General features: G+C 45.1%; 15 protein-coding genes. 9 read left to right on the forward strand and 6 right to left on the reverse strand.

Annotation, left to right across the window (positions count from 1 at the left end; all coding sequences use genetic code 11):
* Nucleotides 1-27: 27 nt before the first annotated feature.
* The 3 genes from OCV12_RS04750 to OCV12_RS04760 all read left to right on the forward strand — a co-directional run bounded on the left by OCV12_RS04750 (nucleotide 28) and on the right by OCV12_RS04760 (nucleotide 1,673).
* Nucleotides 28-345: a hypothetical protein gene (locus tag OCV12_RS04750; protein WP_261885462.1), complete on the forward strand. Its 318-nt coding sequence runs from the start codon at nucleotides 28-30 to the stop codon at nucleotides 343-345.
* A gap of 130 nt (nucleotides 346-475) precedes the next feature.
* Nucleotides 476-1,090 carry a LysE family translocator gene (locus OCV12_RS04755; RefSeq protein WP_261885463.1) on the forward strand — a complete coding sequence of 205 codons (615 nt, stop codon included), beginning with the start codon at nucleotides 476-478 and terminating at the stop codon, nucleotides 1,088-1,090.
* A gap of 148 nt (nucleotides 1,091-1,238) precedes the next feature.
* The gene (locus tag OCV12_RS04760) at nucleotides 1,239-1,673 is read left to right on the forward strand and encodes a GNAT family N-acetyltransferase (RefSeq protein ID WP_261885464.1); all 435 of its coding nucleotides are present in this window, start codon (nucleotides 1,239-1,241) and stop codon (nucleotides 1,671-1,673) included.
* Nucleotides 1,674-1,728: 55 nt separating this feature from the next.
* Here OCV12_RS04760 and OCV12_RS04765 read toward each other — a convergent pair whose 3' ends face one another.
* The 4 genes from OCV12_RS04765 to OCV12_RS04780 all read right to left on the reverse strand — a co-directional run bounded on the left by OCV12_RS04765 (nucleotide 1,729) and on the right by OCV12_RS04780 (nucleotide 4,977).
* Nucleotides 1,729-2,196: a DUF3429 domain-containing protein gene (locus tag OCV12_RS04765; protein WP_261885465.1), complete on the reverse strand. Its 468-nt coding sequence runs from the start codon at nucleotides 2,194-2,196 to the stop codon at nucleotides 1,729-1,731.
* Nucleotides 2,193-2,738 carry a glutathione peroxidase gene (locus OCV12_RS04770; protein WP_261885466.1) on the reverse strand — a complete coding sequence of 182 codons (546 nt, stop codon included), beginning with the start codon at nucleotides 2,736-2,738 and terminating at the stop codon, nucleotides 2,193-2,195. Before OCV12_RS04770 ends, OCV12_RS04765 begins: the two co-directional genes overlap by 4 nt.
* A gap of 69 nt (nucleotides 2,739-2,807) precedes the next feature.
* A complete protein-coding gene (locus OCV12_RS04775; RefSeq protein WP_261885467.1) occupies nucleotides 2,808-4,178 on the reverse strand; it encodes an ABC1 kinase family protein in 1,371 nt (456 codons plus the stop codon).
* 412 nt (nucleotides 4,179-4,590) lie between these two features.
* On the reverse strand, nucleotides 4,591-4,977 hold the full coding sequence (locus tag OCV12_RS04780) for a thiol-disulfide oxidoreductase DCC family protein (RefSeq protein ID WP_261885468.1): 387 nt from the start codon (nucleotides 4,975-4,977) through the stop codon (nucleotides 4,591-4,593).
* A 162-nt stretch (nucleotides 4,978-5,139) separates the two neighbouring features.
* On the opposite strand from OCV12_RS04780, the gene OCV12_RS04785 reads away from it, so the two are divergent.
* The 4 genes from OCV12_RS04785 (at nucleotide 5,140) to OCV12_RS04800 (ending at nucleotide 9,072) form a co-directional block, all read left to right on the forward strand.
* On the forward strand, nucleotides 5,140-5,697 hold the full coding sequence (locus tag OCV12_RS04785) for a DUF1439 domain-containing protein (RefSeq protein ID WP_261885469.1): 558 nt from the start codon (nucleotides 5,140-5,142) through the stop codon (nucleotides 5,695-5,697).
* A 201-nt stretch (nucleotides 5,698-5,898) separates the two neighbouring features.
* Nucleotides 5,899-7,461 (forward strand): glutamate synthase-related protein, encoded by a 1,563-nt coding sequence (locus OCV12_RS04790; protein ID WP_261885470.1) that lies wholly within the window; start codon nucleotides 5,899-5,901, stop codon nucleotides 7,459-7,461.
* A gap of 275 nt (nucleotides 7,462-7,736) precedes the next feature.
* Nucleotides 7,737-8,528: an arylamine N-acetyltransferase family protein gene (locus tag OCV12_RS04795; RefSeq protein ID WP_261885927.1), complete on the forward strand. Its 792-nt coding sequence runs from the start codon at nucleotides 7,737-7,739 to the stop codon at nucleotides 8,526-8,528.
* Between the two features lie 19 nt (nucleotides 8,529-8,547).
* Nucleotides 8,548-9,072 carry an NADPH-dependent FMN reductase gene (locus OCV12_RS04800; RefSeq protein ID WP_261885471.1) on the forward strand — a complete coding sequence of 175 codons (525 nt, stop codon included), beginning with the start codon at nucleotides 8,548-8,550 and terminating at the stop codon, nucleotides 9,070-9,072.
* A 98-nt stretch (nucleotides 9,073-9,170) separates the two neighbouring features.
* Here OCV12_RS04800 and OCV12_RS04805 read toward each other — a convergent pair whose 3' ends face one another.
* A complete protein-coding gene (locus tag OCV12_RS04805; RefSeq protein ID WP_261885472.1) occupies nucleotides 9,171-9,983 on the reverse strand; it encodes an enoyl-CoA hydratase/isomerase family protein in 813 nt (270 codons plus the stop codon).
* Nucleotides 9,984-10,113: 130 nt separating this feature from the next.
* Here OCV12_RS04805 and OCV12_RS04810 point away from each other — a divergent pair, with 130 nt between their 5' ends.
* Complete coding sequence (locus OCV12_RS04810; RefSeq protein WP_261885473.1) at nucleotides 10,114-11,073, forward strand: LysR family transcriptional regulator; 960 nt, start codon at nucleotides 10,114-10,116, stop codon at nucleotides 11,071-11,073.
* Between the two features lie 180 nt (nucleotides 11,074-11,253).
* Complete coding sequence (soxR, locus tag OCV12_RS04815) at nucleotides 11,254-11,694, forward strand: redox-sensitive transcriptional activator SoxR (protein WP_008220909.1); 441 nt, start codon at nucleotides 11,254-11,256, stop codon at nucleotides 11,692-11,694.
* 19 nt (nucleotides 11,695-11,713) lie between these two features.
* Here soxR and OCV12_RS04820 read toward each other — a convergent pair whose 3' ends face one another.
* Nucleotides 11,714-12,475 carry a carbohydrate deacetylase gene (locus tag OCV12_RS04820; protein ID WP_261885474.1) on the reverse strand — a complete coding sequence of 254 codons (762 nt, stop codon included), beginning with the start codon at nucleotides 12,473-12,475 and terminating at the stop codon, nucleotides 11,714-11,716.
* Between the last annotated feature and the right edge of the window lie 51 nt (nucleotides 12,476-12,526).

Genomic DNA, 12,526 nt, shown 5'->3' on the forward strand with positions numbered 1-12,526 from the left:
CAATGAATACCATCAATGGAAAGATACATGAACAAGTGGATTGTGCTCTCAGCTCTATTCTCAACCTTATCGTACGCTTCTTCTGAATTGTCTAACCACGACATACAGGACCAGCTCTTCGACGTACCTGAAGCTATCTCCTTAGAAAATCAAAACAGGGTATGTAACAGCCTTGTTTGCAGTTCGGTGTCTGCGCCAAAATCGGTTCCCGTTGTTGGCGATTTTCCAGAGCGAGAATCAAACCCAACGATAGACACAATTGCGAGTGCCATCTATTTCGTCGGTGAGATTGGCGTTGCTGAAAATCTATCGACACCTGAGTACGAACAGTTTTTTGAGAACTGATTGAAAAAGTGACTGTATAGATTTGGTGCTTCTTTTTATGCAGTTACAAAAGATATTAAATGCTGTTATAAACGATAAGACCTTGTTTAAGGATTTTATAATCGCGGCATTTGGCAATTAGGAAGCACCAATGGAAATCTGGAAGTTACTGCTGTTTATCCCGGCTTGTTTTGCGCTCAATATGACCCCGGGCCCCAACAATTTGTTATCAATGAACAACGCTCGTTGTTATGGATTTCAAGCGGCTCTAGTCGCGGGGTTAGGTCGAATTACAGCATTTTCTGGCATGATCGCGCTAGCTGCATCGGGTTTGGCTGTTGTTCTTTATACTTCTGAAACCTTGTTCTTTCTTATCAAGCTTTTTGGTGCAATGTACCTGCTGTGGATTGCGTACAACCTATGGCGTTCACAAGCCAGCCCAGTAGCAGACATTGAACGTAATAAGAATTGGTTTGGCCTTGTTAAACAAGAATTCGCACTGGCCGCTGGTAATCCAAAAGCAATACTTATTTTTACTGCGTTCCTACCTCAATTCGTTGATGTTACCGCGAATGTGAACACACAATTCTTTATCTTAGGAAGCACCTTCTTAGTGTTAGAAATGCTCGCGATTTCTATCTACGCTGCATTTGGCTTATACCTCAGAAACTGGTTCTCCAAGCCACAAATGGCAAAACGTTTCAACAAAGCGTGCTCGGTTTTTCTTGCCTTATCTGGCGCCAATCTGTTGGTTAGTCGACAGTAAAACATAAGTAACCTAATCTATCCCTCAGGCATCAGTTAAATGGCAGCTAAGGCAGTCCGAAAGCCTTTAGGCTGTTGATATATATTATTAATAGCACCTTTGAGCTTGCATGTTTAAACTTGAGGTTCGGTTTAAATGAGGTCTATCTATGAATATTGTCTGTGCGGAAAAACAAGAACTGGCTGATATCTATCAGCTTGAACATGCTTTGTTTGGCGACCATGCCTATCCGCAGTTTTTCTTTCGTCAGGCATTTGATTGCTGGGGCAAAGGCTTATTGGTTGCTAAGCAAGAATCTAAGATTGCGGGCTATGCTTTGATGACAACCACAGATAAGCAGCATGAGTTTTGGATATTATCATTGGCGGTGGATCCGAATTATCGTGGGATGGGGATTGGCCGAAAACTGATGCAGCATGCAATAGCGCAACTTCCTCAAGAGTCTAAGCTACTACTAACTGTGGATCCAAATAACGCATCGGCTTGTGCGCTTTACGCATCGATGGGGTTCGTTACTATTACGCAAGAAGAAAACTACTTTGGTGATGATGAGGCAAGACTGGTGATGCAGCTCATCATCTAGATTTTTGCTAACGGTTTTGGTCAAAGGCTTACGCTTCAACCAAACTCTCACAGGGCTATGTTAGCATCACGATACCGTGCATCAATACCACGCTAGAGGTGAGCCGAGTTCTCATGTCAAAGTATCCATCAGGACCTTCACTTTGGTTCTCTTCTCTCATAGCTCTTTCTGCTCGCCAAACCGCAATATATCCAAGGATGAGAATCAGAGTAGTGAGAAACTCTTTTTGCTCTCCAAGCAACACTGCCAACCATGCGATTAATACAATCACGTTGCTGAGAATTAGCGCCTTGTTACTGGTTTGGCTTTCGAAGTTTTCGATGCCATTTCCCCACAAGATTCCTGAAAGAAAACTCAAGATAACCACGCTGTAGGTGATGAATAGCGTTTCCCCACTTATTCCGATGAATTGGCTGTCGGTCAGAGACAGCAGTAGGCCGAATAGAAAAGGGACTAACCCCATGTACCCCAACTTGGCCATGGTGTTACGGGTTTGAGTTGTCGCCATGTAATCCGCCCTCATAACTGTTGCTCAATCGCGTTTTTGAGTGTGGCACTCACTGGAGATATTGAGCTAGGAAAGGTTGCGACCACTTTGCCTTCTTTACTGATCAAGAATTTGTAGAAGTTCCACTTGGGTGTTACGCCTGCTTGCTGCTGTATCTCGGCAAATACTGGGTTGGCACTAGTGCCAGACAGCGAAGCTCGCGCCATCATAGGGAATGTCACACCGTAGTCGAGGTAACAGACTTTAGCTGATTTCTCTTCGCTTCCCTTGTCTTGGCGAAAATCATTACTTGGAAAACCGATAACCGTGAATCCTTGGTCTTTATAGGTTTGATGAAGTTGCTCGAGCTGCTCAAATTGCGGAGTAAAGCCACATTGGCTTGCCGTATTAACCACTAACAAAGTCTTGCCTTGAAATTCATCACACAGGGCGATTTCTTCGGTTGAGTTTAACAAGCGTTGTTTGCCATTAAGTATCTCGGGGCAACTCGCTGCAAAAGCGATAGAGCTTGTTAGGCTGGTAATCAATACGGTTGAGCAAAGTAGTGAACATTTCATAGGTTTGGCTCATTTTAGTTAGCGTAATGGTTATTACTCTTGAGCACGTTGAAATGATCACTTTGCTCGTTATTTACTGTCGCTTTCGCTATCGTTTCCCCTCTCGTTTTTAGTTGTGCTTTTGCTCTCTGACATAAGATATGGAGCGACCAAACGGCTGATATTCACTTTCGCACCAAGACGCGCCGCTAATAGATACATGCCACCAATTTTTCGGTGTAGGAACAGCGCATCGGCGGGCGGTGTGTGCCAATACTCTTGCTCCATGCTCAATATGGTGCCCGCTTCACGAAGCTTTTGTGCTAATCCACTGGCTTTGAAGTCGTACTCTTCGTCAACCAACATCGGTTCACAGGCCATTGTTACGAGGTTTAGAATCGCTTGGCGTTGATCGGGGAGGATTGTCTCGCTAAAGAATCCAATTTGCTCTAACGCTTGGTTGAGCCCTTGCTCATCGTTATTAATCACTGACGAAAAGGCTAAGCGATAACCCTCACTGAAGCGGTCGCTGTATTCTCGGGTTGCTCCGAAATCTAATAAGCCAATTTGTCGGGTGTTTTCAACGTATAAGTAGTTGGCGAAATTGGGATCGGTTTGCACCATCTTGAAATCGAACAATTCTCTGAACAGAAGCTCGAGCAAGCTGTGCATTACAAAGTCACGTGTGCTTTGGTCGTAACTTTCGATTTGCTCTATCGAAACGCCCTCGATGAAGTCCATGGCGAGCACGGATTCTGAAGAGACTTGCTGATGGATCTTAGGTACCACGAAGTGAGAGTGCGCTTTTAATGCATCATGATAACGAGTCGCGTAGTCAGCCTCACGAGCATAGTCCGCTTCATCGTGGAGCTGTTTCTTTGCCTCTTCTAACAAGCCTTTGTAGTCGACCGACTTTGGTATCAAGCCAACAATATTGAGCAGTGTGCCGACGTTATCAACATCGCTGTCGATGCTTTTTCGAATGCCTGGGTATTGGACTTTGACGGCGAGTTTGTCCCCCGCATCGCTATAGGCTTGGTGAACTTGGCCGATAGACGCACTGGCAATCGGTTTAAAGTTGAAGGACAGGAATTCTGTTTTCCAATGGTTCCCGAGCGAGCTTTCTAAGACTTGATTGAGTTGTTTGGTTGGCAGCGGATCGGCGTCTGAACGCAGGCGAGAAAGAATGTCGGCTAACTCCGGCTCCAAGACGTCACCCGCATCCATTGACAGCATCTGCCCTAACTTCATAGCCGCACCGCGCAGGTGTGCGAGTTGATCGGTCAGGCGAGCAATGTTTTGTGGCGTTAACAATAAGTCTTTTGCTTTGGGCCTGTTGCCCTGTGCAATCTGTTTGGTGCCTTCCGTTAGCACATTGCCCGCGACCCTTGTCGCCAGCGAGGCAAACTTACTGAATCTAGAAATTCGATGTGTGGGAAGGTTTCTCTCTTTTGCCGACATAAAGGTTCTCTCTGGGAATCAGGGTTGATACCAATCGTAGTAAATAACTGTTCACCCTAGCTTGTTAAAAATCTCGATAACGTCGTTAGATTTTTTTGATTGTAGAATAACTACTTATCGAAACTTCTTGTCGAAAAGAGCCGCCTTGTTCTCAAGCTTTTTTCCTGCGCTATTTCTGGACACTTACTTACTGTGATTGGTATGACTACAAAGTTCTATCAATCATTACACAACCGTATGTTTTGTTGTGCTAACTTGTCGCGTGGAACAGTAAACAGAATTAAAAGGACAAAGCATGAAATTTATTTGGTTGAAAGTGGCCGTTACGGTATTGGTGTTCGGAGCTCTGTTTGGCATCGTGTACTACAAAGTCGCCAGCGGCATGTCTTAATTCCAATGCAATTTAGTACAGCTATTTAGTGCAGCTGTTACCGTTGCAACGTGACTTTCCGGTTAGCCAGAACGAAATTTTATATCGATTCTTGGCAAACCGTAGATAACACCAGTCTGCCATTGGCTTAAAGATCGCCCAACGTAATGGGGCATACAGCCAACCCTTTCCTACTAGCTTCCACGCTTGGTAAGTCACATCTAAACCAAGCAACAGCTTTCCGTTTTCGTCCAGTGCATGCAAGATTGTATTGGCTGCCTCGGCATCTATTTGCGGGTAGTTTGAAAACGCTTCACTGTAGATATCGACGGTCTGGATCTGATCTTTGGAATCAGACATAGTCAGCGCTGCCATCTCTTTTGCACAAAGTGGACAGGTTCCATCGTAAAATATCGTTAATGCAGTCATTGTTTTCCTTACTATTTTCATCAATTTCAATTGATACGACATTACCATTTAGGTGGATCATTCTGCCCAGTTATCCGACACTGTTATTGTGACAACTAATTTACAGTATCATCTCGAGGTAACATCCGTTCCATGCATTTAAAAAATAAGAGCCTATCTCCAATGACAACAAAGTTAATGAACCGTTTGATTATAGCTGTGACAGCCCTGATGCTCAGTGGTTGTGTTAGCTATAGCATTACCGAACAAGAAATGACGAAGTACCTTGAAGATTCCGTGATGTTAGAACAGGAAGTGGGTGTACAAAACGTTATGTACGCACAAGTGGCTGTGGATGATCTAGAAGTACAAATTGGCCGAGCCGATGAACAACGCGTGTCCGTGTTGGCGAATACCAATGCAAAAGTTCAAGTGTTCAATATGCCTAATATGGGGTTGGATTTAGACTTAGAGTTCAGCGCGATTCCTGAATACGACAAGGAAAGTGGCGAGGTATATCTAAAGTCGCTGCGACTAGAGCGCTTTGAAGAAAAAGGCAAACAGCTTTCGCCTGAAATAGAAACACTACTCAAACCAGCGGTATCGATGATAGGTTTTGCTTTGTCTCAGTCTCCCGTTTACAAACTCGATAGCAACAAAGTTCAAGAGTCGTTGATTAAATCATCAGAACCCAATCTGGTGATCAGAGACAATAAGCTGGTCATCGAACTGTTCGATTAACCCTTCATGCATTAGCTTTGACTAAGCTCACACATAATGGCTGCCTACTGGGTGGCCATTTTTGTTTCTATCGATCTAGTACATCAACTTCACCGATCTGGCCATTTATTGAATTAGCCGCGTATCTCACCTTTACTTTACTCTTGTGAGCAAGTCATCGCTTCAGTCATCAAATCATAAAAAAGAAAAGGTGAACGAACAATGAAGAGTCCAGTAATCGCGGATAACAAACCCGTCAAAGTCGAGCTGACAGAGGGAGAAGAGTATTACTTTTGTACCTGCGGCCGATCTAAAAGTCAGCCCTTTTGTGACGGTTCCCATGCCGGTACGGGTTTCAAACCGAAAAGCTTTGTCGCCGAAGAAAGCGGAGACGCCTACCTTTGCCGCTGTAAGTATTCCAACAACCTTCCTTTCTGCGATGGCACTCATAAACAGTTTACTGCTGAACAAGTTGGGCAAGAAGGCCCAGAGGTTCACATTCAAGCGGCTGCGCCAGATTTGTCGCCGGCTGCGAGCGCAACCAAAGAAGAACCGACCGTCGAGTTTATTCATCAGTTAGCGCGTGATGGTTTATCCAAGGTCGGACATCATGGGCCAATGACCTCCATGGGCGTGCCAAGACACCTATTGCCTCACTGGGATGATATTCAAGTAATGGTCACGCAAATGGCCACCAAGCCTTTGCTGGAGAACGTGCAAGTTGGAACTGAACTGATTATTGGTCCCAAAGCGAAGAAGCCACTTAAATTGGACATCTCTTTGTTTGTGTCTGATATGAGCTTTGGCTCGCTGTCTGAAGAAGCAAAAGTCTCATTGGCGAAAGGTGCTGAACTCGCAGGGACGGGCATCTGCTCCGGTGAAGGCGGTATGTTACCCGAAGAGCAAGCGGCGAACTCTCGTTATTTTTATGAGTTAGCCAGTGCTCAGTTTGGTTACGATGAAGCCAAGCTCAAGAACGTTCAAGCCTTTCACTTTAAAGGTGGGCAGGGTGCCAAAACCGGAACGGGCGGGCACTTACCGGGCGCGAAGAACATAGGTAAAATCGCGGAAGTGCGTGGCATAGAAGCGGGCACGGCTGCGATTTCTCCACCCACCTTTGTCGACCTTAAAACGGTCGAGGATTTCAAACAGTTCGCCGACCGAGTTAGAGAGGTGACGGGCGGCATCCCGATTGGCTTTAAGTTAAGTGCTAATCACATCGAAGAAGACATTCAGTTCGCGCTTGATGCCAGTGCCGATTACATCATCTTGGATGGGCGTGGCGGCGGTACTGGGGCGGCGCCAGAGATGTTCCGTGACCATATCAGTGTTCCCACTATCCCAGCCCTCGCTCGTGCTAGAGCGTATCTCGATAAACAAGGGGTCAGTGACAGAGTCACATTGATCATTACAGGCGGTTTGCGCGTGCCGATGGACTTTGTGAAAGCGATGGCACTTGGTGCTGATGGTGTCGCTATCTCAAACAGTGCTATGCAGTCGATAGGTTGTGTGGCGGCAAGAATGTGTAACACCAATAATTGCCCAGCGGGTATTGCGACTCAAAAGGCCGACTTACGCCAGCGTTTAAATGTTGAGAAGGCATCGAATCAGCTTAAGAACTTCTTCGAAGCCTCGACAGAATTAATGCAAGTGATGGCGAGGGCATGTGGGCATGATCATTTGAATCAATTTAACCCTCATGATTTAGCCACATGGAATCGTGAAATGGCGGAGCTATCGGGCGTTGCTTATTCGGGTTTCAGTTCATTAAATAAACTTAAGTAAATAACCTTTCAATAAAGCACACCTACTGCATTTGTAGGTGTGCTTATTTTTGCCTGTGTCATACGATGCCATGCTCCATCCATTGTAATCATATGATTTATAGTCGTTTTTAAATTATTTTCTATTTTTTGAAAATATCGCTTTACCTCAAGTTAACTTGAGGTTTTATCATCCTCCCCAATCGAAAAACATAAACAATCACCTTGTCATTTTTGAGTATTGTAAGCTTGGAAGACGTCAGTCATTAGGTGATGAAAACGAATCAGGGGTTAGGTATGGAGCAGCGTCAGATCACCGAGTATTTTTCAAGAATCGGCTTATCTCAGCCAAGCAACACCACAATCGAAAGCCTAAAGGCGATTCATCAAAATCAACACAGAAGTATCCCGTTTGAAAACTTTGATGTGATTAATGGTCAACCTATTCAGCTTTCAGCAGAGGCACTGCATCAAAAGCTGGTGGTAAATCAACGAGGCGGTTACTGCCAAGAGTTAAATGGACTGTTGTTGAACGTGCTCACCCATTTGGGCTTTGAAGCAAGAAGTTTACTTGGCCGAGTGCACCTAGTCGGCGAGCCGACAGGGCGCAGCCATCGAGTCACCATGGTGACCATCGATGACAAGCAGTGGTTGGTGGATGCGGGCTTTGGCACCTTTACACCTCGAGCTCCATTGCTGCTAGAAACCGCTCTGGAACAATCTAATGACTTACAAACCTTCCGCTTCGTAGAAGACGAGCTATACGGCTTGCTACTGCAAATTAAGCAGGGCGAAGAGTGGATGAAGGTATACAGCCTAGACATGACTCACGTGTGTGCGAACGATTTAGAGTCGAGTAACTTCTTTACCTCTAACAGCCCGAAATCGATTTTTACATCGAACTGTATTGCAGCGCTGCCTATTGAAGATGGGATTGTCACGCTACTCAACCAAACCATCAAAGTGACCAAAAACGGCATTACCGAAGAGTGGTCATTAGAGGACGAGGCGTCTTACTTTGCAGCCTTACAAACTTACTTTGGGCTCACACTCAACGTACCTTTTTCACTTTTAAAGAAATGTTTCTAACCAAATTTGAGGATAAATAATGAAAGTATTAGCGATTGGTGCGACCAACAGTACAACATCAATTAACCAACAACTTGCAGCGTACACAGCAGGTTTAGTCGAAGGCGCACAAGTCGAGGTGCTCGACCTTAATGATTTCGAGATGCCAATTTACAGCGAGAAAAGAGAGCAAGATTCAGGTGTTCATCAACACGCTCAACGCTTCTTCGAGAAGATTGGAGAGTCAGATGCGGTCGTCATCTCCTTTGCGGAATACAACGGCTCATACACAGCGGCCTTTAAAAACGTATTTGATTGGGCATCGCGCATCGATATGAAAGTGTACCAAGGCAAACCTGTGGTAATGCTGGCTACCTCTCCGGGCCCTGGTGGTGCGACGTCGGTGTTATCTTCTGCGGTTAACTCTGCGCCTTACTTCGATGCCGATGTAAAAGGATCGATGTCTGTTCCGAGCTTCTACGATAACTTCGATATGGAAACGGGCGAGATGACTAACCTAGAGATGATCGACAATCTTAAGATGATCATGAAAAAGATCGGTTAAGTAGCTTTTGTACACTCAGTTCATTCGCTTCATGCCGTGGGCGGGTAGATCATAAATGAAGAGGCAGCCATAACGTCATGGCTGCCTTAGGTGCTGTATTAGTTTGATAACTCAGCGGCGGTATCAACGAAGATACCTTGAATGTCTTTTGCTTCGCGCTCAGTTTGACCACCGTGCTTTAGGAATGCTGCAATGATGGCTGCTGTTTTTTGCTCTTTTGCACGCTCTAAGAAGTAACGCAATTCTAGCTCTGCACCCGCTTGCTCATCTTTGATTGAGGTAGCGATGATCTCTTTGTACATCACGATGTCACGTACTTCTAATTGGCTGATCACACCTAGCGTTGCCGCTAAGAAATCTTCAAGCTCTGCTTTTGGCACGAACTGAGTAATGATATTGCGGCTTTCAGCTTGTTGCGCCGTAAAATCGTTACCTAGCAACAGGGCTTGTAGTGCTTTGTTTTTGCCCATGCGTCTTGCAAACTGCACCGCACCTTGACCACCTGTTGGGATGTTTACATGAATTTCTGGTTGTGCGAACGCCGAGTTTTCAGTGCCATAAGCTAAGTCACACGCCATCACAAATTCATTACCGCCCCCACGAGCAACACCATCAACAACAGCGACAGACACTTGTTTCATCGCTTTGATGTTTTCAATCATGTGGTTGAATTCGATTGAGCCAGCCTGTCCACCCTGAGTGCCGTTGATCACATTAAGATCTAAATGAGCTAGGAAGAACTCAGCATGCAGTGATTTGAATACCACCACTTTAGTATCACGGTCATCTTTTAGAGATAGAACAAACTCATTGATTTCATTAATTAAATCGAAAGTTAATACGTTCACTGGTGGATTGTTGATTGATACAGTAGCAATGCCATTTTGATTAGTAATTGATAGTAGTGTCATCTTTGTTTCCTCTAATAATTTGGGACTGAATATTGTCTCCGTTATGTGCAGCTACTATAAATTTGCAATAAGATGAGAAAAATAGTCATATTGGCACTTAATTGGTGCTCTAAATGCAACAAAGGTCGTTATGGATACATCAAGTCGTTTATTATTGCTGCTAGAAGTGGTTGAGTTAGGTTCGTTTGTCAAAGTCGCGGAGCAGAGGAACGTTGACCGATCTGTCATCTCTAAACAGATCAGTCGTCTTGAAGAAGAACTCGATGTTCGACTGTTGAACAGAACCACTCGTTCTTTGTCGCTCACGGCAGCAGGCAACGAAATGGTCAACCAAGCCCATCAATTGCGAGCCTTGCTCAACGACACACAACGCTTGGCACAGAATTATCATTCCGAGCCTAGAGGTCTGTTAAGAATTACCAGCTCTACCATGTTTGGCAGGCAATATGTTCAGCAGGCAATATCAGTGTTTCAGAAACAGTATCCGGATGTGGATTTTGAACTGAGACTCGAAGATCGCATCGTTGATATGGTCAAAGAAGGGTTTGATATTGGTTTTCGTATTGGTAAGCCTAAAAACTCTAGCTTAATCAGTCGCAAGATAGCGAGAAGCCGACTCTTGATTGTCGCGTCACCTGAGTTCATTGAAAAGCATGGGGCTATTAACACCATAGAAAAACTAGAATCATTGCCTGCCACCATTTATGCCGCACCGGGCTTGGTGATAGACAAATTCTCTTACCGCGATGATAAGGGCAATACACAGCATTTTCAGCTTAATGCGACCTATAAGGTGAATGATGTGGAGATGATTCCCAAGAGTGCGCTAACAGGCAACACCTTGGCGGTGGTCACGGCACAAATGATTACTGATGAAATATCAAAGGGCGAGTTAGTGCCTATCATGACGCATTTGGCATTGGATGATTTTGGTACCTTTTATGCGGTTTACCCTCATCGAGACGCGCCGATAAAAACCAAGTTGTTTATTGATACTTTAAAATCGATAGTCGGGGAAGAACTGCCAATTTGGGAGCAGGGTATTGCGGGTTTTGATGAGATGTATGGTAATCGTACCGCGAAGCCATAATCGATCATTGTAGATATCAGTTATCAATCCTCGGTGAGAGATTTACCTAAATTCAGATCTAGACCTAAAGTTAAAGTGAACTCTGCTGTTTTATATGCTGAGCTTTGTATAGTGCTCTTAAGTGTATTGGATTGCAGAAATTAGAGCACGTATTGGATATTCGAAAAGGGAAGTAACAACATGAAAAACATCGTGTATTTAACGATTGGTCAACTCTCGGAGCGCAGCGGCGTGGCACCTTCAGCGCTGCGTTTTTACGAAACCAAAGGGTTAATTGCCTCTATTCGAACCAATGGTAATCAGCGCCGCTACCAATCTGCAATGCTGCGTCGAATCGCTTTGATTCAAGTCGCCCAATCGATAGGCTTTACGCTTGAAGAGATCACCGAAGAGTTGTCTAGTTTGCCGATGAACCACACCGCAACCAAGCGTGATTGGGAGCGAGTGGCGAAGAAATGGCAAGGACAACTCGACAGCAAGATGGCACAGATCCGCTCGCTACAAGAGAACCTTACCGGTTGTATTGGCTGCGGCTGTTTGAGCATGCAAAAGTGCCATCTATTAAACCCAGAAGATATTCTGCATGACCAAGGGCAGGGCGCTCAGCGTATTGTTGATTAGCCTAGATTAAAACCTTAGCTTAAAGGTGATCGAATCCAATACATTCAATACCATTGTCAGAGAGCCACTGTCGCAAGGCTGGGGCAGTTAGTAAGGCGTGTTCTTCCACTCGCTTAGTAAGATAGCTAGACAGTGATCTCAGTTCGTCACTGGCAAACATCGCGGGATGGCACATTAACTCGACTGTGCCGTTAGGCATCATGGATTGGTGGCTCAACAGCAAATCTTGTAAACCGGTTAGTGAAACCCCGTCATCAAAAAATCGCATATCAAACGCATCTGGCGTTGGCACTAAAAGTGAATCTTGCCCGCTCACAATATTGTCGATTCGTCTCACGGGCAGGCCGATGTTATTGGCAGCTCGAGCAAACGCAGCTTTAAGAGGTTGAAAGACGCCACCGAAGTGATGGCTATCGATATGATTAATCTTTAAACCCGCATCGATAGCTGCTTGGTATTGTGCGTTGAGTTCGAGTATTACTTCATCTTCATTCACATCTGATTTATCGAACAGGGTCACGTTGCTAAAGAAGTTGCCGTGTTCGTCGACCAAGCTCGGAACCAGCTCTGGCGACGTCAGTGGTTTCCCTGCGGTGACCGTAAAATGCAGCCCCACTTCAGGAACCAGACCCTTGTGGTACAGTTCGATGGCATGTTGTGTGCCTGGTTGGTTCATCATGATGGTGGTGGATTTGACCATACCCGCTTTAAAGCAGTCGATGATGCCAAGGTTCACGCTTTCTGTGAGGCCGAAATCATCGGCGTTTAGTATCAGTTTCATGGTTAGACTCTTTTGGCTATGTTGGACTAAGCGACTTAGATTAGCCCAGCG

The organism is Vibrio pomeroyi, assembly GCF_024347595.1.
GTDB lineage: Bacteria > Pseudomonadota > Gammaproteobacteria > Enterobacterales > Vibrionaceae > Vibrio > Vibrio pomeroyi.